Origin of the sequence: Candidatus Aeolococcus gillhamiae, from assembly GCF_016464765.1 — a bacterium.
Lineage (GTDB): Bacteria > Chloroflexota > Dormibacteria > Aeolococcales > Aeolococcaceae > Aeolococcus > Aeolococcus gillhamiae.
Window position 1 is genome coordinate 1 of the sequence record NZ_JAEKNS010000129.1, and the last position, 26,150, is coordinate 26,150.

At 68.3% G+C, this 26,150-nt stretch carries 25 protein-coding genes, 1 tRNA gene and 1 pseudogene; 14 read left to right on the top strand and 13 right to left on the bottom strand.

What is annotated here, in order from left to right; all coding sequences use genetic code 11:
• Positions 1 to 99 precede the first annotated feature (99 nt).
• The gene (locus JF886_RS12480) at positions 100 to 333 is read left to right on the top strand and encodes a hypothetical protein (RefSeq protein ID WP_337312939.1); all 234 of its coding nucleotides are present in this window, start codon (positions 100 to 102) and stop codon (positions 331 to 333) included.
• Here the strand turns inward: JF886_RS12480 and JF886_RS12485 are convergent.
• Positions 330 to 1,313, bottom strand: coding sequence for a sigma-70 family RNA polymerase sigma factor (locus JF886_RS12485; RefSeq protein WP_337312940.1), 984 nt, complete (start codon positions 1,311 to 1,313; stop codon positions 330 to 332). The genes JF886_RS12480 and JF886_RS12485 overlap by 4 nt on opposite strands.
• 132 nt (positions 1,314 to 1,445) lie before the next feature.
• Here JF886_RS12485 and JF886_RS12490 point away from each other — a divergent pair, with 132 nt between their 5' ends.
• The 3 genes from JF886_RS12490 to JF886_RS12500 are packed head-to-tail and all read left to right on the top strand — an operon-like array spanning position 1,446 to position 2,681.
• The gene (locus JF886_RS12490) at positions 1,446 to 1,841 is read left to right on the top strand and encodes a VOC family protein (protein WP_337312942.1); all 396 of its coding nucleotides are present in this window, start codon (positions 1,446 to 1,448) and stop codon (positions 1,839 to 1,841) included.
• A gap of 10 nt (positions 1,842 to 1,851) precedes the next feature.
• Entirely contained in the window at positions 1,852 to 2,490 is a 639-nt protein-coding gene (locus JF886_RS12495) for an alpha/beta fold hydrolase (RefSeq protein ID WP_337312944.1), read from the top strand.
• Positions 2,451 to 2,681 (top strand): alpha/beta fold hydrolase family protein, encoded by a 231-nt coding sequence (locus tag JF886_RS12500; RefSeq protein WP_337312945.1) that lies wholly within the window; start codon positions 2,451 to 2,453, stop codon positions 2,679 to 2,681. Before JF886_RS12495 ends, JF886_RS12500 begins: the two co-directional genes overlap by 40 nt.
• A 4-nt stretch (positions 2,682 to 2,685) precedes the next feature.
• On the opposite strand, the gene JF886_RS12505 is transcribed toward JF886_RS12500, so the two are convergent.
• The 3 genes from JF886_RS12505 to JF886_RS12515 form a co-directional block, all read right to left on the bottom strand.
• Positions 2,686 to 3,222 carry a DUF3151 family protein gene (locus tag JF886_RS12505; RefSeq protein WP_337312947.1) on the bottom strand — a complete coding sequence of 179 codons (537 nt, stop codon included), beginning with the start codon at positions 3,220 to 3,222 and terminating at the stop codon, positions 2,686 to 2,688.
• A gap of 67 nt (positions 3,223 to 3,289) precedes the next feature.
• A complete protein-coding gene (locus tag JF886_RS12510; protein WP_337312950.1) occupies positions 3,290 to 3,781 on the bottom strand; it encodes a GNAT family N-acetyltransferase in 492 nt (163 codons plus the stop codon).
• A 271-nt stretch (positions 3,782 to 4,052) separates the two neighbouring features.
• Positions 4,053 to 4,127 (bottom strand) — tRNA-Gln (locus tag JF886_RS12515).
• 85 nt (positions 4,128 to 4,212) lie between these two features.
• Here JF886_RS12515 and JF886_RS12520 point away from each other — a divergent pair.
• Genes JF886_RS12520 through JF886_RS12550 form a run of 7 tightly spaced genes read left to right on the top strand, consistent with a single transcriptional unit; the run spans position 4,213 to position 11,946 of the window.
• Positions 4,213 to 4,707, top strand: coding sequence for a PH domain-containing protein (locus tag JF886_RS12520; RefSeq protein ID WP_337312952.1), 495 nt, complete (start codon positions 4,213 to 4,215; stop codon positions 4,705 to 4,707).
• Positions 4,707 to 6,020, top strand: a complete 1,314-nt coding sequence (locus tag JF886_RS12525; protein WP_337312954.1) for a PH domain-containing protein — start codon at positions 4,707 to 4,709, stop codon at positions 6,018 to 6,020. The genes JF886_RS12520 and JF886_RS12525 overlap by 1 nt, the downstream gene beginning before the upstream one ends.
• Positions 6,021 to 6,061: 41 nt before the next feature.
• Entirely contained in the window at positions 6,062 to 7,441 is a 1,380-nt protein-coding gene (gene glmU, locus JF886_RS12530; RefSeq protein WP_337312956.1) for a bifunctional UDP-N-acetylglucosamine diphosphorylase/glucosamine-1-phosphate N-acetyltransferase GlmU, read from the top strand.
• Positions 7,438 to 8,403, top strand: coding sequence for a ribose-phosphate diphosphokinase (locus tag JF886_RS12535; RefSeq protein ID WP_337312957.1), 966 nt, complete (start codon positions 7,438 to 7,440; stop codon positions 8,401 to 8,403). The genes glmU and JF886_RS12535 overlap by 4 nt, the downstream gene beginning before the upstream one ends.
• A 46-nt stretch (positions 8,404 to 8,449) precedes the next feature.
• The gene (locus JF886_RS12540) at positions 8,450 to 9,754 is read left to right on the top strand and encodes a hemolysin family protein (protein WP_337312959.1); all 1,305 of its coding nucleotides are present in this window, start codon (positions 8,450 to 8,452) and stop codon (positions 9,752 to 9,754) included.
• 36 nt (positions 9,755 to 9,790) lie between these two features.
• Positions 9,791 to 10,543: a DNA repair protein RecO gene (recO, locus tag JF886_RS12545; protein ID WP_337312960.1), complete on the top strand. Its 753-nt coding sequence runs from the start codon at positions 9,791 to 9,793 to the stop codon at positions 10,541 to 10,543.
• A gap of 11 nt (positions 10,544 to 10,554) precedes the next feature.
• Positions 10,555 to 11,946 carry a glycine--tRNA ligase gene (locus JF886_RS12550; protein WP_337312962.1) on the top strand — a complete coding sequence of 464 codons (1,392 nt, stop codon included), beginning with the start codon at positions 10,555 to 10,557 and terminating at the stop codon, positions 11,944 to 11,946.
• Here the strand turns inward: JF886_RS12550 and JF886_RS12555 are convergent.
• The 6 genes from JF886_RS12555 to JF886_RS12580 all read right to left on the bottom strand — a co-directional run bounded on the left by JF886_RS12555 (position 11,943) and on the right by JF886_RS12580 (position 18,615).
• Positions 11,943 to 12,938, bottom strand: a complete 996-nt coding sequence (locus JF886_RS12555; RefSeq protein WP_337312964.1) for a lysylphosphatidylglycerol synthase transmembrane domain-containing protein — start codon at positions 12,936 to 12,938, stop codon at positions 11,943 to 11,945. The two genes, JF886_RS12550 and JF886_RS12555, sit on opposite strands and share 4 nt — an antisense overlap.
• 58 nt (positions 12,939 to 12,996) lie before the next feature.
• Positions 12,997 to 14,682 carry a right-handed parallel beta-helix repeat-containing protein gene (locus tag JF886_RS12560; protein WP_337312966.1) on the bottom strand — a complete coding sequence of 562 codons (1,686 nt, stop codon included), beginning with the start codon at positions 14,680 to 14,682 and terminating at the stop codon, positions 12,997 to 12,999.
• A 79-nt stretch (positions 14,683 to 14,761) separates the two neighbouring features.
• Complete coding sequence (locus JF886_RS12565; protein ID WP_337312968.1) at positions 14,762 to 15,580, bottom strand: C1 family peptidase; 819 nt, start codon at positions 15,578 to 15,580, stop codon at positions 14,762 to 14,764.
• A complete protein-coding gene (locus JF886_RS12570; RefSeq protein WP_337312970.1) occupies positions 15,577 to 16,935 on the bottom strand; it encodes an HNH endonuclease signature motif containing protein in 1,359 nt (452 codons plus the stop codon). The genes JF886_RS12565 and JF886_RS12570 overlap by 4 nt, the downstream gene beginning before the upstream one ends.
• Before the next feature lie 78 nt (positions 16,936 to 17,013).
• Positions 17,014 to 18,045: a hypothetical protein gene (locus tag JF886_RS12575; protein ID WP_337312972.1), complete on the bottom strand. Its 1,032-nt coding sequence runs from the start codon at positions 18,043 to 18,045 to the stop codon at positions 17,014 to 17,016.
• A gap of 96 nt (positions 18,046 to 18,141) precedes the next feature.
• Positions 18,142 to 18,615 (bottom strand): cupin domain-containing protein, encoded by a 474-nt coding sequence (locus JF886_RS12580; RefSeq protein ID WP_337312974.1) that lies wholly within the window; start codon positions 18,613 to 18,615, stop codon positions 18,142 to 18,144.
• Between the two features lie 932 nt (positions 18,616 to 19,547).
• Here JF886_RS12580 and JF886_RS12585 point away from each other — a divergent pair.
• Together JF886_RS12585 and JF886_RS12590 are read left to right on the top strand one after the other, a co-directional pair.
• Positions 19,548 to 20,288 (top strand): class I SAM-dependent DNA methyltransferase, encoded by a 741-nt coding sequence (locus JF886_RS12585; protein WP_337312977.1) that lies wholly within the window; start codon positions 19,548 to 19,550, stop codon positions 20,286 to 20,288.
• Position 20,289: 1 nt separating this feature from the next.
• Positions 20,290 to 20,838, top strand: coding sequence for a DUF1697 domain-containing protein (locus JF886_RS12590; protein WP_337312979.1), 549 nt, complete (start codon positions 20,290 to 20,292; stop codon positions 20,836 to 20,838).
• Position 20,839: 1 nt separating this feature from the next.
• Here the strand turns inward: JF886_RS12590 and JF886_RS12595 are convergent, their stop codons facing one another.
• From JF886_RS12595 to JF886_RS12605, 3 genes are all read right to left on the bottom strand, one after another.
• The gene (locus JF886_RS12595) at positions 20,840 to 22,024 is read right to left on the bottom strand and encodes an MFS transporter (RefSeq protein ID WP_337312981.1); all 1,185 of its coding nucleotides are present in this window, start codon (positions 22,022 to 22,024) and stop codon (positions 20,840 to 20,842) included.
• The gene (locus tag JF886_RS12600; RefSeq protein WP_337312982.1) at positions 22,024 to 22,779 is read right to left on the bottom strand and encodes a DeoR/GlpR family DNA-binding transcription regulator; all 756 of its coding nucleotides are present in this window, start codon (positions 22,777 to 22,779) and stop codon (positions 22,024 to 22,026) included. Before JF886_RS12600 ends, JF886_RS12595 begins: the two co-directional genes overlap by 1 nt.
• Before the next feature lie 81 nt (positions 22,780 to 22,860).
• Positions 22,861 to 23,139, bottom strand: a complete 279-nt coding sequence (locus tag JF886_RS12605; RefSeq protein ID WP_337312984.1) for a hypothetical protein — start codon at positions 23,137 to 23,139, stop codon at positions 22,861 to 22,863.
• Between the two features lie 355 nt (positions 23,140 to 23,494).
• Here JF886_RS12605 and ppdK point away from each other — a divergent pair.
• A pseudogene (ppdK, locus tag JF886_RS12610) lies at positions 23,495 to 26,143 on the top strand (pyruvate, phosphate dikinase); the annotation flags it as partial.
• Between the last annotated feature and the right edge of the window lie 7 nt (positions 26,144 to 26,150).

The following is a 26,150-nucleotide window of genomic DNA, read 5'->3' on the forward strand; positions in this document are numbered from 1 at the left end:
AGCCAGGTCGTCGCGCTCATTCTCGATGGCATCGAGCAGCAGGTGGCCGCGGTCGAGGCCGAACGATGAGTTGAGGCTCCTGCGCGAGTCTCATCTCAGATGGGGACCGAGCCGACCCTCCCGGACCGCGCGCGCCGCCACGAATCCCGGACCACCGTGCCGGTCGACGTGCAGGGCATCTGTGCGGACGCGGCCGCCGTGGACGCGCTGGCCCGTGTGCAGGTCGCCGTCCGCCGGCGGGGATTGGAGGTCCGTCTGCGCAGCGGCTCAGTGGAGCTTGGCCGCCTCATTGCGCTGATGGGATTGGAGGATGTCCTCCCGGCTGACCGTTAGCCGTCGAGGCGGGGCGGGAGGCCGAACAGCGGGAAGAGGCGCTGCGTGTCGAGGAAGAAGGTGATCTCCTTGACGGCTCCGTTCTCGATCTCGACCACCTGCAACGCCCAGGGCTCATGGCCGCTTCCCGACTCGCTCGGCTTGTACTGGCCGAACGCGGGCGACCCGTTGGCCGTGGCGGCCGGAAGCAGCCGCGAGCCCTGGCAGCCGATCCCCGGGCCGAACCACCACGCGAAGACGTCGTCGCGACCGGAGAGCCACAGGTCGTAGGGCGGCATCGACTGGACCGCGTCCTCGCGGATCACCGCGGTGAGAGCGGTGAGGTCGTAGCGCTGGAAGGCGTCGACGTAGCGGCGCAGCAGCTCCTCCTGGTTCTCGTCCACGGTCGGCGCCACGGAATCGGCGCTGGCGCCCGTCGTCGCGAGGGTGGTGCGCGCCCGCTGCAGCGCGCTGTTCACGGAGGCGACGCTCGTCTCCAGGAGCTCGGCCACCTCCGTCGCCTGCCAGCGCAGCACCTCGCACAGGATGAGCGCGGCGCGCTGGCGCGGGGGAAGCTGCTGCAGCGCGGCGATGAAGGCGAGCTTGACGGTGTCGCGCTCCACGGCGACGTCGGCGGGGTCCAGCTCAGCGAGTGCGTTCCCGGGGATGGGCTCGATCCACGTGACCTCGGACCGGGTGTGGAGGTTGGAGACGATGGGCTCCTGGGCCGGACCGAGGTCCATCGGTAGGGCGCGGCGCTGCCGGCCCCGGAGCATGTCGAGGCACACGTTGGTGGCGATGCGGTGCAGCCATGTGGCCAGCGCCGAGCGGCCGTCGAAGCTGTCCAGGGCCCGCCAGGCGCGGAGCATCGTCTCCTGTACGGCGTCCTCGGCCTCGAAGGGCGAGCCGAGCATCCGGTAGCAGTAGGCGAGGAGCGGGCGGCGGTGATCGTCGAGCTGCGCCTCAGCGCTCGGGATGGTGAGCACGGTGGTGTCGGACACAAGGGTCATCCTATCCAAGGACGAACGTCAGCTCACAAACTCATCGGTCCGCGGGCGATGAATCGCGGCACGCCCGTCCGTCAAAAGGGATATCAACTGGCCACCAGGCAGCAACCGGCAAGAGGACATGAGATGACCGAGAAAACGGCCCTCCAGATCACCGGCATCCTGAACGTCGCCATCCCCGTCAGCGACCACGACCGTTCGATCGAGTTCTACGTCGGCACCCTGGGTTTTGAGAAGCGGCGCGATGCCCCCTTCGGACCGGGCATGCGCTGGGTCGAAGTGGCCGCGCCGGGCTCGGTGACCAGCATCGCCCTGGCGCCCCCGCATGGTCGCCCCACCGGGATCGACACGGGGATCCGCCTCGGCACCCCGGACGTGGATGCGATGCATGGGGAGCTGGCAGCGCAGGACGTCGACGTCGACGCGGAGGTCATGCGGTTCGGCTCCGGGGTCCCGCCGATGTTCTTCTTCCGTGATCCCGACGGCAACACGCTGGTCATGGTGGAGGACCACGCGTCATGAGGAGTCAGACATGCCAACTGTGACATCGGCCGACGGGACAGAGATCGCGTACGACGTCACCGGCCACGGTCCCGCGGTGATCCTCGTGGATGGGGCAATCGGCTTCCGCACCTTCGGTTCGGCGCCGGCTTTGGCAGCGCTTCTTGCGGGCGCATGCCGCGTGTACACCTACGATCGTCGCGGCCGCGGCGAGAGCGGCGACAGTGGCGCCACCACTGACGTCCTCGAGCGCGAGGTGGAGGACATCGATGCGCTCATCGAGGTCGCCGGCGGCGCCGCGTCGCTCTACGGGATCTCCTCGGGCGGGGCGCTGGTGCTCGAGGCCGCTGCGCGACTCGGGAGCCGCGTCGCGAGCGTCGCCGTGTACGAGATCCCCTACGACTCGAGTGAGGCGGGGACCGCTGCCTGGCGCGCGTACTGCGCCGAGCTGGCGGAGCTGTTGCACAGGGAGACCGCGGCGGTGCTGTCGAAGCCTTCATGCGGTTGGTCGGTGCGCGCGATGAGGGTGTGCAACGCATGCGTCAATCACCCTTCTGGCCGACGTTCGAAGCCGTCGCGCCGACGCTCGCCTACGACGCCGCTGCGCTCGGCGAAGGTCGCATTCCTCCTGTGGACCGCTTCCGCGCCATCAGCGTGCCGGCCCTCGTGATGGACGGGAGCGCCAGCCTCGAGCACATGCCCTTCATGCGTGCCACCGCGGACGCCCTGACGCATGCCATGCCGGCTGCACGGCACGAGGTGCTCGAGGGACAGTCGCACGAGGTAGACACGGAGGCACTGGCACCGCTGCTGCTCGACTTCTTCGCCGGCCACATCGCGTCGGCGCACGCCGTCGGCTGACGAGTTATTCGGGGAGCGGCGGGGAAGTCCAGGTCGGACCGGGTGTCTCCGGATACCCCGCGACACCCAAGGTGTCCTCGGGGTCGAGCTCGAGCAGGAATGCGCGGCAGCGGCTGGATTCGTCCCTCTCATCAAGCGCGGCGGAGGCTGCAAGAAGCGCGTGGAGGCCGCGAAGGAAGCCGCGGTTGGACGGCTCCGTCCAGTGAACCATGCCGGTGCCGCCCCATCCCTCGCGACGGAGACGGTCGAGCCCGCGGTGGTACGCGACGCGCGCGAATGCGTACGCCACCACCGCGTCGCCGGCGGCGAGGGTCAGCTCACTGAGACGAGCCCACCCCTCCACGAGGCTCGGATGCTCCGCGACGATGCGGAGGAGCCTGGCGCGGCGACCGGGCTCGTCGGGCGCGGACACAGCCGCCCGAAGCGCGTCGAGCTGGTCCGCCGGTTCTGCGGACAGCACGGTCTGGTGCCGTGGAGGCTTGGCCGCGGGGCCCGCGCCCACGACGGGGACATCGCGGAACGGATGCGACTGATCGGACATCACGCCCCGAGCGTACTCACTCCGGGACGGTCGCGGCACTGCGAGATGCGCCGGGTGATCCTAGTGTCTAGCCGGTGCGTTCAAAGAACAGCCACAGATCCTGCAATCTTGGCGGGATCTCGGTGCCTTCGTATGGTTCCCGCTCAATGAAACCACGAGATCGGTACAGCCCTTGCGCATCGGTCATGAACCGGCATGTGTCGAGGCGCAGAGTCTTCGCACCAGTCAGCGTTGCTTCAGCGATTAGTTTGTCAAGCATGCCGGAAGCAATGTGGAGTCCACGGGCCTCAGGAACCACGTACATGCGCTTGATCTCGGCCACCCCTCCCCCCAGTCCTCGAACCGCTCCAACTCCAAGGGGACGGCCGGCGCTCTCAACAAGGAGCAGCATCCCCGCCGGTCGCCGATAGTTGTCAAGGCTCTGGCGAACCAAAGAAGGATCGGCGGGCGGCTCGTCGACGCCGTACTCGTCATGCAGCCGGCCGTGCGCCCACGTCATGTATTCGACCATCAGCGCCGCAACCACCTCGTCGTCGGAGCCCGGCTCCGCTTCGCGCATCTGGTATTCGCGAGCCAGAGACAGTGCTCTTCTCCTTTGAGGCCGACACCAGGAGGGCGGGTGCTCCAGTAAGTCGGCGTCCGCATGATAGCGACGGCTATCTCAAGCCGTTTCAGCTTGCCGCAGGAGCGCGCTGGCGAGAAGAACGCCTCGGCTGCTCGACAATGCAGTCTTCGAGGCGGTACTGGTTCGCGATGGGAAGGCCGCTGAGGCGACCTGTCGCGAGCCCTTCGGCGTTCTCTTCTCTTCACGCGGTTCGAATACGGAGATTTGGCTGGGGAGGAAGGATTCGAACCTTCGAATGCCGGATCCAAAGTCCGGTGCCTTACCACTTGGCGACTCCCCAGCGAGCACTTCGATGGTAGCGCCGTCGGTCACTCACTCCTCGATGACCGCGCGGAAGCGCTCGTCGCTGATGCGACACTTGGCGGGTGACACAGGCGGCGATGCACGTACCTGAGACTGCGGGCTATCGCCGTCCGTCGCCGCGCATGTGGACGGCGCGCCAGCTGTCGCTCGCACTGACGGCGATCCCGCTCGCATTGGCAGCGACGGTCCCGGCCTGGGTCTTCGGCGGTGCCACCGCCGGTGTGCCGGTGACTGCTGCGGCCGTCGTCCTGGCCGCGCTTGCCTGGACGGTGCTGCGCGGTCGCTATCGCTCCTGGGGCTACCTCGAGCGCCTTGACGACCTCATCGTCCGTCACGGTCTCCTCTTTCGCCAGGTCACCGTGGTGCCGTACGGACGCATGCAGTTCATCGACGTCAGCGCAGGGCCGATCGACCGGATCTTCGGGCTGGCCACAGTGCAGCTGCACACCGCTGCGGCCGCGAGCGACGCGCGCATCCCCGGACTCGAGCAGGAGGAGGCTGATCGGCTGCGCGACCGCCTGGCGTCGCTCGGCGAGGCCCAGGCCACCGGCCTCTGATGGCGGTTGCTGCAGCACCACCAGCATCCGGCGATACCGAGTGGTCGCGCCTGCATCCTCTGTCTCCGGTGGTGCGCGCCGGCAGTGCCGTGGCCGTGCTTGTGCTCTTCAGCACCCAGTTCGATACCGGCCGGCGGCGCTCCGGGTTTCCCTGGGAGAGCTTTGCCCTTCTCGGCCTGGCCATCGTCGCCGGCGTCGTCTCCTGGCTGGTGACCCGCTGGCGTGTCCACGGTGGCGACCTCCAGATCACCACCGGCCTGATCCGCCGCCAGTCAATCCGCGTCCCGCTCTCGCGCATCCAGGCGATCGATGTGATCTCACCGGTGGTGGCGCGCGTGCTCGGGCTGGCCGAGGTGCGCGTGGTGGTGGCCGGCCGCGGGACCGGGCGCACCCGCCTCGCGTACCTCGGCGGAGCGGAGGCGCAGCGGGTACGCGCCATGCTCCTGGCACTGGCGCACGGCCTCGCGTCGGAGACACCCGAACCACCCGCGCAACCGCTGCTGCGCATCGACAACGCACGGGTGGTGTTCGCCACCGTGCTCACCGCCCCGGTCAGCGTGCTCCTCGCCATCGCCGTGCTCGCCGGCGTGCTCAGCTTCCTGCTGCCGCACGGGGCGGCGACCGCGTCGGTGGCGATTCCAGCGGTCGTCGGAGTCGTCCCCGAGGTCTTCCGTCGCTTCAACGCTGTCTACGACTTCCAGCTCGCCGAGGCCGCCGACGGGCTGCGCCTGAGCCGCGGCCTTCTCCAGACACGCACCGAGACGATCCCGTTCGGGCGCATCCAGGCGGTGCGCTGGGTCGAGCCGCTGCTCTGGCGGGGATTCGGCTGGGTGCGTCTGGAGGTCGACGTCGCCCGCCAGCGGGGCAGCGCGCAACGAGAGGAGGGCAGCTCCCAGCTGTCGCGCACGCTGTTACCGGTGGGCTCGCGCGAGCACGCGGCGTGGCTGCTCCAGCGCGTCCTCCCGGGGGCGGCCCCCGTTCCGCCGCCCGGCACTCGGCCACCGCGCCGCGCCGCCGTGCGCGCTCCTCTCTCCTATCACTGGCTGGCGTTCTGGGACGACCGCACCCGCTACGCCCTGGCCCGCACCGGGCGAATCCGGCGGCAGGTCGTGGTGGTGCCGCTGGAGAAGGTGCAGAGCGTCCGGCTGCGTCAGGGGCCGGTCGAGAGGTGGCTGCGTCTGGCCACCGTGCACATCGACACCGCCGGCCGCGGCTGGCAGGCACGCGCCGTGTGCCGTGACGCGAGCGACGCAGACGCTCTGCTCTGGCGATTGACGGATCTCGCCCGCGAAGCGCGACGCCGCCTGCCCTGAACGGGGGCCTCTCTGCGGGGTGGCCTCTATACTCGGCCCACATGGCCGACGGTCCGCGGGCAGTGATCCTCGCCGCCGGAGAGGGGACGAGGATGCGCAGCGCCCTTCCCAAGGTGCTCCATCCGCTGGCGGGCCGCGCCCTCATCCTCCATGTCATCGAGACCGCCAACGCGGTCACTGGACGACCTCCGATCGTGGTGGTGGGGTCGAACCGTGCCGACGTCGTCGCCGCCGTCGGGGACCGTGCGGAGTTCGTCGAGCAGGCGGAGCCACGCGGAACCGGCGACGCGCTGCGCTCCGTGCCCGAGCACCTGCGCGAGGCGGGTGAGGTGCTGGTCATGTCCGGCGACGTGCCGCTGGTCCGCGCCGAGACCCTGGGGCGGCTCATCGACCATCACCGCCGCAGCCGGGCTGCTGCGACCCTGCTCACGGCCATGCCGGCCAACCCGCGCGGGCTGGGCCGCGTTTACCGTGACCCTGAGACCGGACGGGTGGTGCGCACCATCGAGGAGCGCGACCTGCCCCCTGGCGCGATGGCGCCGCCCGAGGTGGGCGCCGGCGTGTACGTGTTCAACGGAGCGCGGCTCTGGCCGGCGCTGGGGCGGATCGGTAACGACAACGCCCAGGGCGAGTACTACCTCCCGGACGTCCTGCCGCTCCTCGGCGGCCACGTCGAGGCGATGCTCCTCACCGACCCAGAGGAGGCTCTGGGGATCAACGATCGCTGCCAGCTGGCCACCGCCGAGGCGGCGCTGCGCACGCGGGTGCTGGATCGCCTCATGGCCGGTGGCGTGACCGTCGAGGACCCCGCGACGACGTACGTGGACGCGACGGTGCGCGTTGGCCGCGATTCGGTGATCCGGCCGATGTCGCTTCTCCGCGGCGCCACCGTCCTCGGGGAGGGCTGCGAGATCGGCCCGCTGGCGCAGCTCTACGACGTGGTCGCCGGCGACCGCGTGACCATCGGCGCCTCGCATGTGGAGGCGTCGCAGCTCGGCGACGGCGTGGTCATCGGCTCCTTCAACAGGGTGCGCCCCGGCAGTGTCCTGGCTGCGGGCGTATCGTTGGGGACGCATGCGGAGGTCAAGAACAGCCGCGTCGGCGCGGGCAGTCGCGTCAACCACTTCTCGTGCGTCCTCGACAGCGATGTGGGGGAGAGGGTCAACGTGGGAGCCGGCACCGTGACCTGCAACTTCGACGGCGAGGCCAAACACCGCACCGTCATCGAGGACGACGTCTTCGTGGGCACCAACGCCACGCTGGTGGCGCCGTTGACCATCCATCGCGACGCCTACGTGGCCGCGGGTTCACTGGTCAACGAGGACGTCCCGGAGGGCGCGCTCGCGGTCGGCCGGGGGCGGCAGAGCAACATCGAGGGATGGGCGGCTCGGCGTCGCCGGCGTGCGGAGACGTCCCCGTGAACGAGCCGTACCAGTTCGGCGACCTCATGCTGCTCAGCGGCACCGGCAACCCGGAGCTGAGCGAGAAGATCGCCCGCGAGATCGATCTGCCCCTGGCCAGCATGGAGATCACGCGCTTCGCCGACGGCGAGTTCGACGTCAAGATCGCCGAGTCCGTTCGCGGCCGCGACCTCTTCCTGATCCAACCGACCTGCGCGCCGGTCAGCGACAACCTCATCCAGCTGTTCGTGATCCTCGACGCCCTCCGTCGTGCCTCGGCGTCGCGCATCACCGCGGTGATCCCCTACTACGGGTACCAGCGCAAGGAGAAGAAGACGGCGCCGCGCGACCCGATCAGCGCCAAGCTGATGGCCAACATCATCGAGCTCGCCGGTGCCAACCGGGTGATCGCGGTGGACCTCCACGCCGAGGCAATCCAGGGCTTCTTCGACATTCCCGTGGACGCGCTCACCGCCACCAAGATCCTCGCTCGGCGCGTCCGGGAGCGCCACGGCCACAACGTCGTGGTCGTCTCACCGGACACGGGCGGCGCGCTGCGCGCCCGGCGCCTTGGACGTCTCCTCGACGCACCGATCGCCATCGTCGACAAGCGTCGCCCGCGTGATGACACCGTCGAGGTGATCAACGTCATCGGAGACGTCGACGGCCTGCACTGCATCATCGTCGACGACCTGATCAGCACCGGGTCGACTCTTGCCAATGCCGCCATCGCGCTCCGTGCCAAGGGTGCGACGGGCGTCGACGTGGTGGCCACACATGGCGTGCTCACCAACGGCGCGCTCACCCGCCTGCACGAGGCCCCCATCGACGAGATCTGCATCACCGACACCATCCCGCTCCACGACGGGGCGCGTAGCTTCGACGACCACCCGCGGCTGCGCGTGCTCAGCGTGGCGCCGCTGATCGCCGAGGCGATCGTCCGGGTCCACGAGGGCCGCAGCGTCAGCGAGCTTTTCCGGTGATCAAACCGTCAGAGCCCCGCGCTGAGCGCGCCGTAAAGACGCACCCGTGAGCATCCTGGCGATCCTGCTCGTCATCTCGCTGGTGCTGGCGGCGTTCGCCGCAGCATCCGAGACCGCGCTCACCTCGGTGAGCCGACTGCGCATCCGCTCGCTCGCCGACGAGGGGGACCGTCGCGCCGCGGTGGTGCTGAAGCTGCACAACCAGCCCAACGCGTACCTGTCGACGATCCTGAGCATCAACACGGTGGCGGTCATCGTGGCCTCGACATCCGCCACGCTGATCATCGCCAGCACGTACCACTCCTTCCCGGACTGGGCGGGCACGGTCATCCTCTCAGCGATCGTCCTGGTGTTCTGCGAGATCGCTCCGAAGTCACTCGCCCTGCGCTTCAACGAGCGCCTGTCGCTGATCCTCGGTCGGCCGGTGGCCGCCCTGACCAGGATCCTGCGCCCGCTCGTCGCGGCCCTGACCCTGATCAGCAACTCACTGTTGCGCGCGGCGACGCGCGGCAAGAACGTGGTCGGGCCGTTCGTCACCGAGGAGGAGCTCCGCCTCATGCTGCACCTCGGCCAGCAGCAGGGAGTGGTGGAGTACGACGAGCGCGAGATGATCTCGGGGATCCTCGAAATGACCGACAAGACGGTGCGCGAGGTGATGGTGCCGCGCATCGACGTCATCGCCATCGAGGCCAATGGCAGCGTCGCCGAGCTCATCGACCTGGTGGTCAAGCACGGCCATTCGCGCATCCCGGTGTACGAGGATTCGATGGACAACATCATCGGGGTGGTGTATGCCAAGGACCTGCTGCGCGAGACAGCCCGCAACCACGGTGACCGGCGCAGGATTCGCACGCTGATGCGCGAGCCGTACTTCACGCCCGAGGTGAAGCATGTGGGTGAGCTGCTCAGGGAGATGCAGGAGCGCAAGGTGCACATGGCAGTGGTCGTCGAGGAGCACGGTGGCGTGGCCGGCATCGTCACCTTCGAGGATCTCATCGAGGAGATCGTCGGCCCGATTCGGGACGAGTACGACGTGGCCGAGCAGGAGGAGGTGCAGTTCCTCAACGAGTACGAGGTGCTGCTCAACGCGCGCTTCCCCGTCGACGACATCAAGGACCTGCTCCACCTCGACGTCGGTGATACCGAGAGCGACTCGATCGGCGGCCTCGTGTACGAGCGTCTCGGCGAGATTCCCGCGGTCGGCGCCACCATCCAGCTCGGTGATGCCACGCTGACCGTGGAGCAGGTGCGGCGGCAGAGCATCCAGCTGGTGCGCATCACCTCGCCGGCCCCGTTCCTTCGCGAGCGCAACGGCGCGCTTCCCGACGAGGACCAGGCCGACGCAGGCTGAGGCCGACGGTCGGCGCGCTCCGGCCACACTGAGCTGATGCCCACGTACCTCACCGAGGGAGTGATCCTCCGACGCGTCGACTACGGTGAGGCCGACCGCATCCTCACCGTGCTCACCCGAGAGCACGGCAAGATCGGGGTGATCGCCCGCGGTGTACGCAAGTCAGGCAGCCGCCTCGCTGCCCACACCGACCTGTTCGCGCGAAGCCGCATGCAGCTGGCTCGCGGGCGAGGCGAGCTGGACGTGCTCACCCAGGCTGAGACGATGGGCTCGGCGGCGCCCCTGGCGGATGCCAGGCGCGCCGCCTGCGCGGCGGTGTGCGCCGAGCTGGCGGATCGCGTGCTGGAGGGGAACCACCCCGACGAGGAGACCTTCGACCTCGTCGTCGACGCGCTGCGCGACTGCACAGATTCGTCGCGCGACCCGCGCGGCGCTCTGGTCTGGCTCACCCGGCGGATGATCGACAGGCTCGGCTACGCCCCACAGCTGCACCACTGCGCGTCGTGCTCGACGGCACTTCTTGAGACGAGCGCCTGGTTCAGCGCCATCGCCGGCGGGCTGCTCTGCGACCGCTGCGCCCTGTCCGACCCGGGGGCGGTGGAGTGCTCGGTGCGGGTCATCAAGGTGCTCCGCGTCGCGGCCGCCGGCGACGCGGAGCTGTACCGCCGCCTGCGCCTCGACGAGGCCTCGCTGGTGACGTTGGAAGCGGTCGCCGAGCGCGAGCTCGCCCAGCACCTCGACCGCCAGCTGCGGTCGCTGCCGGTCCTGCGCGCCATCGAGCGCCGCTAGACTCGCCGCCGATGTCGCAACCCCAGCCCGGCGCGCCCGATGTTCTCGAGAAGCTCGTCTCGCTGGCCAAGCAGCGCGGCTTCTTCTTCGGCTCGAGCGAGATCTACGGCGGCATCAACGCGCTCTACGACTACGGGCCGCTGGGGGCGAGGATGCGCCGCAACGTGCGCAATCTCTGGTGGCGCGCGATGGTGGAGAGACGTGACGACGTCGAGCCCATCGAGACCTCGATCATCATGAACCCGCAGGTGTGGGTGGCCAGCGGGCACGTCGACACCTTCACCGACCCGCTGGTCGACTGCCAGGGGACGTGCCGCAAGCGCTGGCGGGCCGACCATGTCGCCGACGAGCGCCGGGCGCGCGGCAAGCCCGAGGATGCGCCCGGGTGTCCGGAGTGCGGCGGCCCGCTGACGGACGCGCGCCAGTTCAACCTGATGTTCCGCACCCACCTGGGGCCCGTCGCCGACGACGCCGCCCAGGTGTACCTGCGCCCCGAGACCGCGCAGGGGATGTTCGTCGACTTCGCCGTCGTGGTCCAGGCGATGCGCCGCCGCCTGCCCTTCGGCATCGCGCAGCAGGGCAAGGCCTTTCGCAACGAGATCTCCCCGAGCAACTCGATCTTCCGCACGCGCGAGTTCGAGCAGATGGAGATGGAGTTCTTCTGCAAACCCGGCACCGACATGGAGTGGCACAGGTACTGGTGCGACGAGCGCATGCGCTGGTGGACAGAGGACTGCGGCGTGCGCGGTTCACGGTTGCGCCTGCGCGCCCACGAGGCCGACGAGCTCTCCCACTACAGCACCGCCACCAGCGACGTCGAGTACCTCTTTCCGTGGGGATGGGGCGAGCTCGAAGGCGTCGCCGATCGCACCGACTTCGACCTCCGTGCCCACAGCAAGCACAGCGGCAGGGACCTCAGCTACTTCGACACCGAGACCAACGAGCGCTACCTCCCGTACGTGATCGAGCCGGCCGCCGGTCTGGACCGCGCTTTCCTGACCATGCTGCTCGACGCCTGGGATGAGGAGGAGGTCCGCGGCGAGAAGCGCACCGTGCTGCGTCTCCACCCCGACGTTGCGCCCTGGGAGGTGGCGGTGCTTCCGCTCAGCAAGAAGGCCCAGCTGACCGACGTCGCCCACCCTCTGGCGGCACGGCTGCGCGCCCGCTTCCGCACCGAGTACGACGAGACGCAGTCGATCGGACGGCGCTACCGGCGCCAGGACGAGATCGGCACCCCACTGGCCGTCACCGTCGACTTCGACTCCCTCGAGGACAACGCGGTGACCATCCGCGAGCGCGACGGCATGACCCAGGTGCGCGTCCCGATCGAGGGGCTCGAGGATGCTTGTGCGGAGCAGCTGGCGGCCTGCCGCGCCGCGTCGCTGGAGCGGTCGCGCCGCTAGCCGGCCGGCTTCTTGCGCGCCGCCGCTGAGCCGCTGCCACGCCCGCGGAGGCGCGGGCGCTCGTGGAGATGGCCGCGCTTGATCAGAACCAGGAAGACCGCGCCGACCCCGGCCATCAGGATGTCGTTGAAGCCGCGGAACAGCAGGCCCGCGGCGGCCCCGGCGGCGACAGGCACGCCGTTGGCGATCATCAGCACGGTGAGCAGACCCTCAAAGGGTCCGACGCCACCGGGGATGAGGCTGATCCCGGAGATCACGAAGCTGAGCGCCAGAACAAACGTGGCCGCGATGAAGCCCACCTGAGTCTGGCCGACGGCGTGCAGCGCCATGTAGAAGAGGAGGTAGGAGAGGAACACGGCGGCGGCGTTGCAGAGCAGCACGGGGACCACCACACGGAGGTGAAGCAGCTCGATGAACGCCGGCCGGATCGAGCGCAACTGCGAGTCGAAGCGGCGCAGCGGCTTGACCTTCTCCACGATCCGGACAGCCCCGCTGTAGGCGGGCTCCCAGATGAGCACGGTGAGAATGAGCAGGTGCACCAGCACCATGACGATCACCAGCAGCGCGATATCGGGATGTGAGGCCACGCGCGGGAGCACGCCCAGGCCCATCAAAGTCATGAAGAGCAGCTCCTGGAAGGCGATCGTGGCGGTCAGCTCGCCGGAGCTTCGCTGCGTGCCCGTCACCTCCTTGATGAGGGCGATGCGCGCGAGGTCGCCCGTGGGCATGAAGACCATGGTCTGGCCGGCGAACTCCACGGCGATGGAATGGCGGATGTCGACGTCCACCTTCAGCTCGCGCAGAGTGAACCACCAGGCGAGTGAACGCGCCAGGTACGTCCCCATCGTCACCGGGATCATGAGCAGGATGAGCCCGACGTTGGCGTGACGGAACACGCCGGCAAGGGATGTTGGGTTGACAGCCAGCACCAGCGCCAGCAGGCACAGCACCGCGACGATCTCGAGCGCGTACTTGCGGAGCGCCCGGATCAAGGCGCTGGCGCCGTGATGGTCACGCCGTCACCATACGCGACCGGTGCTCGAGTCCTGATCAGGCCGCGGCTGCCCGTCCCTGGGATTGGCGACGCCGCACCAGCAGCACTCCCACCGCGCCGAGCGGCAGGAGGAGCAGCAGCGGCGCCTCGGGGAGGTACGTCGCCGGCTGGGTCAGCTGACCGCCCGTGCACCATGGGTTGTCGGGGACGCCAGCGCACGGGTTGGGCATCGTCGTCTGCGCACTCTGCTTGAGGAGCTGGACGCCGCCGGGCGGCGGGTACCCGGTGATGCCCTGCGGGCACTGCCCTGCGATTCCCGACGCGCACGCCAGCTCGGCGAGGAGGACGGTGCTGTCGCCGCCACCTGGTGCGGTGCACGGCGGTCCGTCGACCGTCTGGATCATCGGCGGGTCGCTGGTCGGCTGACCGCCGGCGATCCCCGGATCGGTGTTGCCGAAGAAGCAGTTGCGCGGGTTCGACACACTCGACTCGTTGGCGAGGTCACCGTTGGACGGGTTGCCGAATCCGCCGTTGTCGTGGAGGACGTTGTTGGAGATCACGTTGCCCTGCGCCTGGAAGGTGCAGACGCCGGGGGCACTGACCCCTCCCTGGCAGTGCGACAACCCGCTGGCCGGTGGCGTCTCGGTGTCCGGAAAGTCGTGGGTGACGATCCCCCAGCCTTTCTGGTTGTACACGGTGTTCTTGTCGACGACGTTCCATGATGCCCCCGACAGCTCGATGCCGGTGCCGATCGGGGCGGCAGCGGCGATGCCCTGGCCCGGGGTGTTGGGATTGTTGTTGTCGTGCACCGTGTTGCCCGAGATCAACGTGCACGACACCGACGTCGAGCCCGGGCACAGGCCGGTCTGCGGTGGCGGCGCGTCATCGTTGTTCAGCGAGTTGGGAACGATGCCGGACTTGTTGTGGTCCCACTCCGAGTTGAGGATGGAGAGGTGGCCGCCGGCGTTGGTTCCGGAGTAGCCGAGGACGTTGTTCTCTGAGTGGACGTGGTTGAGGGTTGCGTTGCAGTCCGAGCACGCGCCCACGTAGAAGCCGGAGTCCGACATGTTGCTGGCGTACGCGTAGCTGATCACGCCCGGTCCGCTGGCGTTGCTGACGAAGATTCCGTAGGCCCCGTTGTTGGTGGTGTCCGAGTAGGTGGTCGTCCCGGTGATGTAGCTGCCGGAGTAGGCGTGCATGCCCATGACGCCGCTGCCATCGCCACCGTTCCACCAGATCTCGTTGCCCTGCCCTTGGTCACCCCTGAGGTAGTTGCAGGTGGTGAGGTTGTCCACTGAGGTGCCGTCCACCTTGAACATCTCGATGCCGTTGCGTCCGTGCCCGGAGTTGGTGTCCTGGTCGGCGGACGTCGAGGAGCACTGCGTGGTGGAGGATGCCTGGGTGCCATCGACAACCACGCCGTTCCGATCCATGCCGCGGAGATGGATGCCGGGCGTGGTGATGTGGACACCGGCGGTGGTGTCGGCCTTCTCGTGGTAATCGCCGGGGGCAACGAGGATCCAGTCCCCGGCGACGGCGCTGTTCACCGCGGCCTGGATTGATGAGTACTGGCCGGCCGGGCAGGTGAGCACGGGGCCGACCAGGCCGGGGCTGTCATTGGGCCCGCTCGGGCAGACCAGCAGGACGTGGGCAGTCGTGGCCTGGGCGCGCGGAGCGCCGAGCAGCCCGAAGAGAAGGACTGCGGCGATGGCGCCGGCTGCGCGCAGCGTGCGCGTGCGCATCTGTCTCCCTCCCCTCGGTGTGGCTCTGCTCCCTTAACGCCGGCGGCCGGGCCGAGCTTGCGCGGGCGATCTCCTCCTCTCAGTCGTCTTCAGCGCGCTGGCTTGCCGAGCCGGTGTGGCGCAGCCTGAGCGGCGGGCCGCCGGGCGCGGCCTGGATGGTCCAGAAGTCGGCGGCGAGCCCGGCGTCGAGCATGTACGCGTACGGCATGAAGCCATACCCGGCCTCGCCCCAGTTTGGACCCCAGGAGTTGCGGATGATGAACGCCTGACGGCCGTCGTCATAGCCGACGCAGGCGATCGCGTGCCCGCCCACGATGCTCTCGGACGGTTGGGGGAGAGGGATGACGCCGCTGGCGGCGACATCGGCGCCCTCGAAGGAGCTGAACACGGTGAAGCCGAACACGAAGGTGAACCCGGAAGCGATGCACGTCTTCAACTGCGCGAGCGACTGGGTGAGGCGCTGGTAGCTGCCGACACGGTCGCGCACCGCATCCGCGAACGCCTGCGCCGGTGGCTTCTCGTTGAACCTGCTGATGTCGTACGGCCACTCGGTCTCACGGCACACGCCCTGCGCGGCGATGACCTTGATGCCGTCGCGCAGCTGCGCCCCACTGTCCGTGTCGACGGTTCCCTCGACGACGCGCTCGTTGTAGTAGATGAACAGTCGCGAGGGAATCCAGGTGGGCGCGATGCCGGAGCGGATCTCGTCGAACTGCACTGCCCCCGCGATTGCATTCGCGGTGCACGAACCCAGCTGGCCCTGGTCGTAGACGGGCGGACACTGAGGCCGGAGGTCGACGGTGGTCGGGAGCTGCGCCGATGCCAGCGCGGGCGCCTGCCAAAAGCGGTCGCGATGGTCAGGAAGGTCGCGAACCCATCCGTACCGGGCAATCTTCACGGCGGTTGATTCTGCTCCCTCCGCCGAGCGGCCGCGATGGCGATGTTTCCCGCGGTCACGACGATGGTGTGGTCGACGTCGAAGCGCTCGCCGCCGCCGACGGCTACAGCTGTCTTGGGAGTGATCGCCGTCGTGTCCGGGAGCCACATCGCCTGCTCAGCGATGCCATGCGTCTCGCGCACCGCGATCGCCCGGCCGTCGGCGGTCTCGAACCGGAAGCCGCCTCGCTCCGGGTGCGGGCCATCCCCATTGGCGATGATGCGGAACGCCCCGTCGTGATGGCGGTGGTGATGGAAGCGGCAGAGCGAGACCAGGTTGGAAAGGTCGGTGCGGCCGCCGTCGATCCAGTGGATGACGTGGTGGCCCTCGGTGTCCGCGGCCAGGACAGGACAGCCCGGGTAGCGACATCCCTGGTCACGGAGGTGGAGCGCACGCCGAAGCCGACCGGTGACCAGGCGGCGTCCCCGTCCGACGTCGACCGGCACACCGTCACGCTCAAGGACCGTGACGACGGAGGCGTCACAACCGAGCCGCCGCGCCGCCTCGACCGCGATGGCCGGACCGTCCTCGATGTGGCAGCGGCCACCCGCATCCGGCGAGCGGAGCGTGTCGGCATCGACGTGGACGACCAGCTCGGGCCGCGCGGTACCCGCCGGAGTACCCGCTGCGACGTCGGCCAGCCAGCGCTCGCAGATGCGCACCAAGGCGTCGGCGCGCCGCGCGCCGAGCGGATGGTCGGGCTCCCTCTCGGCGCAGGGGTCACCGGCAGGTGAGTCACCGGTGGGTGAGTGACCCACGGGCGCACCGCAGGGAACCCGCGGCGCCACCGCGGCTTCGATGGCATTGAGCACGAGGCGGCCCTCCTCTGGTGGGAGGGTGGCGTACAGAGCGAGCATGCCGTCCTCATCGAGCCACCACGACACCACCCGGCGGCGCGCCCGCTGCCGAGCGGCGCGCTCGGGGTCGTCGACAGCGATCGCGTAGCGGTATGCCCGGCAGATCCGGGCCAGCTGGGCACCCGAAGCCTGCACGGCCAGCTCGAGCCAGAGCGCCTCGTCTTCGGCGGTTGCCACGTGGGTGATCGCCCGCACCTTGTCGAAGGAGAGGCGGCCCGCGGCGAAGGCCGCGTGGATCAGCGGCAGGAACCGCAGCGCGTGGCCGACGCGCAGCATCTCGTGGGCGTTGTACAGGTCGACACCCGTGGCGATAGTCAGCCAGTGTGCGCAGCTGCGCAGGCCGACGCCGGCCCACTCCTGTGACTCATCGAAGGCCGTGACCTTGTCAACGAAATGCGCGGTGGTGGCGTGGAAATGTCCAGCCAGCACACTGATTTCGTCGTCCATCTGAGCGGTCATCGTGCGGTCGATTGTACCAAACATCTGTTCGACCACAACGGACATTGGACGCTCAATGTGCTGCGCGGGGAACAGGAATCAGTGCGTTGGGGGTTGGGCCGCAGAGATGTGTTCGAGCTGCGCGGTGACGTCGTCCAATGGGTGCGCGTAGGGCGCGAGCCGCCCGAGGCGGCGTGGGTTGACCGTGATGTGCAGGTAATCGTCGCTGACCCTGTGCGCGAGCTCGGGCAACACGCGGGCGGGGATGAGCAGACACGGGGCGACGACGTCAGTGCCCGGACCTCGGATGAAGACGGCGAGCCACGCGCGCGGCGATCTCGTAAGCGTACGTACCGGCAGATGAATGAGGCCGGCGGGCGCGCTGCCGTCAACCTCGATGCACTTGACCTGGAACGCGGCGATGCCCCCGGTGCCGACATGGCGAACGAGGTACTCATCAAAGCCGCGGTCGGGCGCTGCGTGGAATGTGTTGAGCACAGGCGAGAGGGACGCGTGGTGCAACAGCGCCGATTCACCGATGAACCCTGTAGTGGCGAGGTTCTCCTGGTCCGCGGCACAGGGCTCCATGACGGCGGGCGCCACATCGTCCGGGGGGCCGGGGCAAACGCGCTGCGCTACCTCCGCGAGCGGTACACAGACGTCGCGCCAGTGAGTGCGCGGACCCGGCGGGTACGGCACGCTCACCGCGTAGGCGAGACGCGGTCCCCACTGGACCAGGTGCGCATGTTCGCGCAGCTGTGCGACTGTCATGACCACGGCTGGGTCGTGCAACGTGTTGTTGTCGAGGTCGACGAGCAACGCCAACACGACCGTTCGCGGATCGTCCGCTTCTTCCTCCTGAACATGGATGCGGAACACGCCGTCGTCGAGGCGGCTGCGCCCCTTGACCTGGACGGCCATGAAGGCGTCCGTCGATGGACGGTGGACGATGCCGTCGACCCCCATGTCGCGCGTCGGGAGGAACACGCGCAGCGCGCCGCGGCTGCTCGACACCAGGTGCGACCAGGCGAGCCACTCGATGACCTGGCCGATGGCTGCGGGTGCGAAGGGGAGATGTGGTGCCCCGGACTGATCAGGCGGAGTCGGAGCGAGAACCCGTCTGGATCGCATGCGTCTGAATGGTACGACTGGGCGCTTCAGCTTTGAGCGGTCCACGACGGTCGCGCCGGCGCGTCAAGCGCGACCAAGGGAGCTCAATGATCGTGCTCAGACGTAACCTTCAGGGACCGATCCAAGCACCTCCATGGAGTACTTGGTTGCGATGGCAGAGCGGAGCGAAGGGTCAATGTCGCCGTTGTTGTTGGCCTGGGACAGCTCATCGAAATAGCCCACCATCGCCGCTGGGGCGAAGAGGTTTAGCTTCCGGCTCGCCACGTTGCCGACCCTGAAGCGATGGGCGATGCCGGCCGGGATGAAAATGAACGACCCCGCCGGGCATGTGAGTTCGCGTTCGCCCAGGAAGATGATGTATTCGCCTTCGAGCACGTAGAAGGCTTCGGCCGCATCGTGGTGAATGTGCAGCGGCGGCCCGAAGCCTGCCGGCTCGGTGGCTTCGAGGAGCGAGAACGCACCGTTCGTCTGTTCTCGGCTTGCCTTCACCGACATCTGAAACACACCGAGATCAATGCGTCTGCCCTCGCCAGGTCGAAGAACGAATGCGTTGCCTTCCGCATCAGTCATTTCTCATCCTCTCAGTGTTATGGAGAAAGGAGCAGATCACGCTACGTCCCTCGTGTCCTCGCGCTCCACTTTGACACCGCCCACGAAGGTCGCGCCGACAGTCGCGCACGAGGGTGTCAACAAGGTGTCAGAGGCCGGTCGCATCGGCCGCTTAGAGCGCTGTTCGTGGGTCTGGCATGGACCCGGAGATGACCGGCGACATGATGACGACATGCCCCGCGCGACTCGCTGGATCACCTTGGGCGGTGTGCTTGCGCTGACCGCCTGCTCTCAAGCGGCGAGGTCCACCCCAACGCGTGTGTCACCCTGCGCCCTCAGTCGCGCCGGTAACCATCGCCCTCGCCGACGACTACCGACCGGCCATCGGGCCACGGTTCCGGCCCCGAGCGGAAGGAGTCGTCGCTGAGTACCAGGCCGGCCACCCTCGCGTGGACCACAGAGCTGCACCTCGCCCACCAGATCCGTCGTTCAGACGCACCGACGGTGGACACTTGATACGTGGCACGCCTCTCCAACCGCGTCCGAGGCAAGACCGCCCAGCGACCGGATCGCCGTACCCCGCCGAGGGAGTTGTCTGACGGCGATGCCGACGTCCTGCTTCGCGTCCGCGCCAACAGGATGCGGGCCCGAGCGTCCGCATGGGGGCGGGGGATCTCTGAAGGCTGCGGCGGGCTGGCCGGGGGTAACTGCCTGGTCATCACGCTGGCCGGCGGGGCGGCATTAGTCTCATTAGCCCGCCGGAGGCGCCGAGCTTCTAGGTAGATTGGCGAAAATCCGCCTAGCCTGCCGCGCCGTCCCAGGTCTGCCCTAGTGAGGCTGGTTGGCAGCTGAAAGGCGCTCTGGCAGGGCGGCGCGTTGCGGTTCGATCCCAGCTGGACGCGTTCGCACCGCGGGTGCTGCCAAGAAAGTCGCAGAACTCTGAGAATGCGCTGATGCAGGAGCACTACGGCGCGCGGTTCTTCGGAGAGCGAGAGGCTGCGGTCTATGACGACCAGCTGGCAGACATGTTTGATGAGGCTGTGGTTGGACCGGCGGTGGCGATGCTCGCCGACTTGGCTGGCCAGGGCGCCGCATTGGAGATGGGGATCGGCACCGGTCGGATTGCTCTGCCGCTTGCAGCGCGAGGAGTGCGGGTGCACGGGATCGACGCGTCGGAGGCGATGGTGGCCCGGTTGCGCGGCAAGTCGGGAGCTGAAGCCATCGACGTCACCCTCGGCGACTTCGCGTCGACGCGAGTTGATGGGCGGTTCTCGCTGGTCTACCTTGTCTTCAACACGATTTTCAACCTGATCACCCAGGACGAGCAGGTTGCGTGTTTCCAGAATGCCGCGGCGCACCTCGAGATCGGAGGCAGCTTCGTCGTGGAGCTAACTGTGCCTGACCTGCAGGCGATCCCACCGGGCCAGAACATCGCCGTCATCGCGGTGGACGCGCGTGCGATGTCGTTCGACGTGTACGACGTTGTCACCCAGCGCTTGACGTCTCACCACTTTGTGATCGGCGATGGCGGAATGCAGTCGTACCCAGTGGAAGGCCGCTACGCGTGGCCGGCAGAACTCGACCTCATGGCCCGGCTTGCTGGTCTGACGTTGCGGGGGCGGTGGGGAGGATGGAAGCAGGAGCCCTTCACGAGCCTCAGTCGCTCGCACGTATCGGTGTACGAGAAATCCTGACATGGTGTACGTCGCGTGGCTTCGGGGCATCAATGTCGGCGGCAAGGGCATGATCTCGATGGCTGCACTCAAGAAGATGTTCGAACGGCTCGGCTTCGGCGACGTCCGCACCTACATCAACTCGGGCAACGTCATCTTCACGACCCGCGCGGTCAGTCCAGCGCCTCTAGCCAAGCGCATCGAGGACGGCATCGGTGAAGACTTCGGCTTCCCCGTCAAGGTCGTGTTGCGCACCAGGGATGACATGGTGGCGCTGCTCAAGGCGTTGCCGAAGACATGGCAACACGACCAGCGGGCACAGTGCAATGTCATGTTCCTGTCGCGGGAGATTGACGCCCCGAGCATCCTCTCGGCGCTGCCCAGTAACCCCAGCGTTGAAACGGTCCGCTACACACCGGGCGCCGTTCTCTGGCGCATCGACCGAAGCCAGGTGACCAGGAGTCGGATGACCAGGATCGTCGGCACCGCGATCTACAAGAACATGACCATTCGCAACGCGAACACGGTGCGCAGAGTGCATGCACTCATGGACGACGTCAAGGGAGCGTGATTCACGCCCACACCTTCTCGCGGACGGTTGGTTCCTGTTGTTGGCCGCTGAGCGTCTGCGCCGGACGGGGCGCGGCAGCTGATACCAGGAACACGAGGCTGACGATGGCAAGGACCACGATCCCCAGGGCCGCCCGCAGCCCGACGACGCCCGCCAGCAGCCCGATCGCCGGTGGTCCAGCCAGGAAACCCAACCAGCCCACCGAGGAGACAGCAGCGACGCCGACGCTCGTCGAGATGCCGGGCGCGGACCCTGCAGCGCGGAAGAGCACGGGCACGACGACGCCGAGACCGGCTCCCATCGCGCCGAAACCCGCCAGGGCGAGCGGCGTCCATCCCGCCACGAGCGCGACGCTCAGCCCGCACGCCGCAAGCGCTGCTCCAGCACGCGCGAGCGTCACCGGACCGAGGCGGCGAGCGAGACGATCGCCAAGGATGCGGCTCGATGCCATCGCCAGCGAGAAGGTCGCGTAGCCAAAGCCTGCAATGGCGGCCGCGGCGGCCAGGGACTGGGTCAGGTACGTCGCGCTCCAGTCCGCTGCGGAGCCCTCGGCCAGCAGGGTGCAGAACGCGGCGGCGCCAAGGACGAGCAGAGCGCGAGGCGGGCGCAGCAACGCTCGTGGCGGCGTGGCGACGGCTCGCTCTGTCGGCAGCAGAGTCGGACCCAGTAGCACAGCCCATCCTGCGACGACCAGCGCCAGGACACCGATGTGAGCCGCCGGCGAGATGTTCATCCGAGCCGCGAGCGCTCCGCCGGCCGCACCTGCCATGGCCCCGATGCTGAAGGCCGCGTGGAACGTGGACAGGATGGTGCGACCGTACAGCCCCTCGAGCGCGATGCCCTGCGTGTTCGCCGCCACATTGATGGACCCGAAACCACCCCCGAAAGCGAGCAGGCCAAGGGCAACGCCGACGAAACCAGACGCAGACGAGGCGGCGACGAGGCCACCGCCCGCGAGCACAAGCGCCGCGACGGAGACGCGGTTGCTCCCGATGCGTTCGCATAGCCGGCCAGCGATCGGCATCGCGAGCAGCGCGCCCAGCGACGAGGCGAACAGAGCCAGTCCGAGCGAAGTATTGGTGAGGCCCGCGCGCGCCTGAACGGCGGGGATACGCGAGGCCCACGATCCCAGGAGCAGACCGTCAGCGAAGAAGAAGAGGGTGATGACGATGCGGGTCGAGCGCATCAGGCGATGACCACCTCGACACCGTGCGACCGGTATCGATCAAGCTCCGCCGCAGAGCGCGAGCGGTCGGTCACGAGGTGCGTCAGCTCCTCGAGCGGGCCCACCACGAACTGGCTGGCCGAGCCGAGCTTCTCACCCGACGAGACGGCCACCACCTCTGTGGCGTTGGCGATCATCGCGCGCTTGACGTAGGACTCCTCCAGGTCGCCCACCGTGATCCCGATCTCCGGATGCAGGCTGCAGACGCCGAGCACGAGGACGTCGGCACGAATCGCGTGCAGTGCTTCGAGAGTGGCCGCGCCCACAGTGGCCCGCGCAGCCTTCTCGAGCCGCCCGCCCAGCACGGTGACGTCGACACCCGGGTGCTCGGCAAGGGCTGTCGCGATGGGCGGGCTGTTGGTGATGATGGTGGCGCGCAGCTCCGCGGGTAGATGCCGCGCCACCTCGAGAGTCGTGGTCCCCGCGTCGAGGATGATCAGCTGTCCAGAGCGAAGGAGCCTGGTTGTCGCTTGCGCGATCGCGGCCTTGGCCGCGGGCGCCTGCTCCTCGCGCGTGCTGTACGGACGTGCGCCGACTGCCGGCGGAAGCGCGCCGCCGTGGACGCGGCGCAGCAGCCCCGCATCGGCGAGCTCCTGCAGGTCGCGCCGCACCGTGTCTGGCGACACGGCGAACGCCGCGGCGAGCTCTGTCGCCACCAACTTGCCGTCGCGGGCGAGCTGTTCGAGGAGCACCTGCCGGCGTTCAACGGTCAACATCCGCCCATTCAAGCAGAAACACGCAGTAAGCCGCAAGTAGCGGCACAAAGGCGCAGGCGGCCGTCAGGCCGAGGCTGTCGGTTACAACGACACGGTCCAGTGCAGCAGCGCCAGTAGCGCGGCCACGCCCAGTGCGGCAAAAACGACCATGAGAAAGCAGCCGGAGCAGCAGCCCAGGCGCCGTCGCCGTTGCGCGTACCGATAGCCGCCGGCGATGGACGGGTAGACGCGGCGACCGAAGCGGCCGATCCGCTGGGTAGCCATGGGGTAGTAGCGGTCGACGTAGGGACGAACCCGGCGGTGACGCAGGATCCGCATCACGATGAAATCCACGAGCAGCCAGCGAAGGAACACAGGCATTGGAGTTACTCCTTTGGTTCAGGATGGCCGTTTCAAGCGGCCCACCTAGGGCATACCCCGCGGTACCAGGCGTTACACCTGCGCCTGTTCGAGGACCAGGCCGTTGCTGCGGCCGACGAGTCGCCCGGCTTGCCAACGTCAGCGAACCCTAGGCGCCTCCCGGGGAGGTGCTACGCTCGGCCGGCCCCAGTAGCTGACGCATCGACAGAGGTCTCCCATGCCCACCGGGACACGCACGGGTCGCGCTACCAGGGCGGCGACGCCCGGCCGCCCGGCTAAATCCGCCACGCGTTCCACTCGCGCAGCCACGCCTCGCGGCGGCGCCTCCAACGGCAGCAGCCCGCGACGGCGGGCGCGGAGGTGGGTGTACCTCTTCGAGGACGGTGACGCGTCGATGCGCGACCTGCTCGGTGGCAAAGGTGCCGGCGTCGCGGAAATGACCCGCGCTGGGCTGCCGGTACCGCCGGGTTTCACCATCACCACGCAGGCCTGCAACGCCTTCTACGAGAACAAGCAGAAGTTCCCGCACGGGATGTGGGAGCAGGTGCTGCGCGCGCTCAAGGAGACGGAGCGCAAGACGGGCAAGAAATTCGGCGACCCAGCCAACCCGCTGCTGGTCAGCGTGCGCAGCGGCGCCAAGTTCTCGATGCCGGGGATGATGGACACCGTCCTCAACCTCGGCCTCAACGCGCAGACCCTCAAGGGGCTGGCCGCGCTGACCAAGGACGAGCGGTTCGCCAAGGACGCATTCCGCCGCTTCATGCAGCTGTTCAGCAAGATCGTGCTGGGCATCAACGGCGACCTGTTCGAACATGAGCTCGACGCGGTCAAGACCAAGGCGAAGGCGAAGAGTGACGCCGACCTGAAGCCGGCAGCGCTCGACGAGGTGATCCAGCGCTACCGGAAGTTGGTGCGCACCCACGCCAAGATCGAGTTCCCGGAGGATCCGATGGAGCAGCTGCGCGCCGCCATCGGCGCCGTCTTCTCCTCGTGGAACAACAAGAGGGCCACCGATTACCGCAACTTCAACAAGATTCCCCATGATCTGGGCACCGCCGTCAACGTCCAGTCAATGGTGTTCGGCAACATGGGCGACGACTCCGGCACAGGTGTCGCCTTCACCCGCGACCCGTCGACCGGCGAGCACGTGCTGTACGGTGAGTACCTGACCAATGCGCAGGGCGAGGACGTGGTCGCGGGCATCCGCACCCCCAAGCCGATCAGCGCCATGGCCAAGGATCTCCCCAAGGCGTACGCGCAGTTCGTACGCATCGCCAAGCGCCTGGAGAAGCACTACCGCGACGTCCAGGACATGGAGTTCACCATCGAGCGCGGCCGTCTGTACATGCTGCAGACGCGCAGCGGCAAGCGCACCGCCGAGGCGGCGGTGAAGGTCGCCGTCGACATGGTGGGCGAGCGGCTCATCACCAAGAAGGAGGCGGTGCTGCGCGTCGAGCCCACCCAGGTCGACCAGCTGCTGCACACCCGCCTCGACCCCAAGGCCAAGGTGACCGTGCTGGCCACCGGGTTGGCCGCCTCGCCGGGCGCCGCGTACGGCCGAGCGGTATTCGACGCCGACCGTGCGGAATCGCAGGCTGCCAAGGGGGAGAAGGTCATCCTGGTGCGCATCGAGACCAACCCGGACGACGTGCACGGCATGATCGCCGCGCAGGGAGTGCTCACCGCGAGAGGCGGGCGCACATCGCACGCCGCGGTGGTGGCGCGTGGCATGGGCAAGCCGTGCGTCGCAGGCGCCGAGTCGGTGCGCGTCGACCTCGCCAAGCGTCAGTTCAGCGCCGGGGGCGCCACCGTCAAGGAGGGTGAGTACTTCACCATCGATGGCAGCACCGGCCGGGTCATCGCCGGCCAGGTGGCCATGATCGACCCCGAGATCTCCGGGGAGCTGAAGCAGCTGTTGCGCTGGGCGGACGCGTTTCGGCGCATGGAGGTGTGGGCCAACGGCGATTACCCGCACGACGCCGTGCTGGCGCGCGAGTTCGGCGCCCAGGGCATCGGCCTGTGTCGCACCGAGCACATGTTCATGGAGCAGTCGCGCCTGCCCGTCGTGCAGAAGATGATCCTCGCCGACACCGAGAAGGAGAGGCGCGCTGAGCTGGCCAAGCTGCTGCCGTTCCAACGCGAGGACTTCAAGGGGATCCTGCGGGCGATGAAGGGCCTGCCGGTGGTGATCCGGCTCATCGACCCTCCGCTGCACGAGTTCCTGCCCTCCCTCGAGGACCTCCTCGTCGAGGTGTCCACCGCTAAGGCCACGGGTCAGCCCGAAAAGAAGTACGCGCGTGCGGCCACGATGCTCGACGCCGTGCAGCGCCTGCACGAGCAGAACCCCATGCTGGGACTGCGCGGCTGTCGCCTCGGGCTGATGTTCCCCGAGATCATCGAGATGCAGGTGCGCGCCATCATCGAGGCATCCGTCGAGCTGCGCAGAGAGCGCGTCGACGTGCACCCCGAGATCATGATCCCGCTGGTCGGCACGCTCGAGGAGCTGCGCCGCACGCGCCAGTACCTCGAAGCGACCGTCGGCACCGTGCTGAACGAGTCGAGGACGAAGGTCCACTACAAGTTCGGCACCATGATCGAGCTGCCCCGCGCGGCGCTGGTGGCGGGGGAGATCGCCGAGGACGCGGAGTTCTTCTCCTTCGGCACCAACGACCTCACCCAGACCACCTTCGGCTACTCGCGCGATGACGCCGAGGGGAAGTTCCTGCTCAAGTACGTGGAGGAGAAGATCCTTCCGGCCAACCCCTTCGAGACCATCGACCGCAACGGCGTGGGCAGGTTGATGGCCATCGCCGTGCGCGAGGGGCGGGCTACGCGCCCGGGGATGACGATCGGCATCTGCGGCGAGCACGGTGGCGACCCCGAGTCGATAGCACTGTGTGAGGAGCTCGGGCTCGACTACGTGTCGTGCTCCCCGTACCGCGTGCCCGTCGCCCGCCTGGCGGCGGCTCACGCCCGCCTCGCATCTGTGGAACGCGACCGCTGAGCACCTC

Bases quoted from the DNA above. Each gene is read 5' to 3' on its own strand.
- JF886_RS12480 (WP_337312939.1), top strand. From the start codon at position 100: ATGGGGACCGAGCCGACCCTCCCGGACCGCGCGCGCCGCCACGAATCC.
- JF886_RS12490 (WP_337312942.1), top strand. From the start codon at position 1,446: ATGACCGAGAAAACGGCCCTCCAGATCACCGGCATCCTGAACGTCGCC.
- JF886_RS12495 (WP_337312944.1), top strand. From the start codon at position 1,852: ATGCCAACTGTGACATCGGCCGACGGGACAGAGATCGCGTACGACGTC.
- JF886_RS12505 (WP_337312947.1), bottom strand. From the start codon at position 3,222: ATGTCCGATCAGTCGCATCCGTTCCGCGATGTCCCCGTCGTGGGCGCG.
- JF886_RS12510 (WP_337312950.1), bottom strand. From the start codon at position 3,781: ATGCGCGAAGCGGAGCCGGGCTCCGACGACGAGGTGGTTGCGGCGCTG.
- JF886_RS12525 (WP_337312954.1), top strand. From the start codon at position 4,707: ATGGCGGTTGCTGCAGCACCACCAGCATCCGGCGATACCGAGTGGTCG.
- glmU (WP_337312956.1), top strand. From the start codon at position 6,062: ATGGCCGACGGTCCGCGGGCAGTGATCCTCGCCGCCGGAGAGGGGACG.
- recO (WP_337312960.1), top strand. From the start codon at position 9,791: ATGCCCACGTACCTCACCGAGGGAGTGATCCTCCGACGCGTCGACTAC.
- JF886_RS12550 (WP_337312962.1), top strand. From the start codon at position 10,555: ATGTCGCAACCCCAGCCCGGCGCGCCCGATGTTCTCGAGAAGCTCGTC.
- JF886_RS12560 (WP_337312966.1), bottom strand. From the start codon at position 14,682: ATGCGCACGCGCACGCTGCGCGCAGCCGGCGCCATCGCCGCAGTCCTT.
- JF886_RS12570 (WP_337312970.1), bottom strand. From the start codon at position 16,935: ATGACCGCTCAGATGGACGACGAAATCAGTGTGCTGGCTGGACATTTC.
- JF886_RS12575 (WP_337312972.1), bottom strand. From the start codon at position 18,045: ATGCGATCCAGACGGGTTCTCGCTCCGACTCCGCCTGATCAGTCCGGG.
- JF886_RS12580 (WP_337312974.1), bottom strand. From the start codon at position 18,615: ATGACTGATGCGGAAGGCAACGCATTCGTTCTTCGACCTGGCGAGGGC.
- JF886_RS12585 (WP_337312977.1), top strand. From the start codon at position 19,548: ATGCAGGAGCACTACGGCGCGCGGTTCTTCGGAGAGCGAGAGGCTGCG.
- JF886_RS12590 (WP_337312979.1), top strand. From the start codon at position 20,290: ATGGTGTACGTCGCGTGGCTTCGGGGCATCAATGTCGGCGGCAAGGGC.
- JF886_RS12595 (WP_337312981.1), bottom strand. From the start codon at position 22,024: ATGCGCTCGACCCGCATCGTCATCACCCTCTTCTTCTTCGCTGACGGT.
- JF886_RS12600 (WP_337312982.1), bottom strand. From the start codon at position 22,779: ATGTTGACCGTTGAACGCCGGCAGGTGCTCCTCGAACAGCTCGCCCGC.
- JF886_RS12605 (WP_337312984.1), bottom strand. From the start codon at position 23,139: ATGCCTGTGTTCCTTCGCTGGCTGCTCGTGGATTTCATCGTGATGCGG.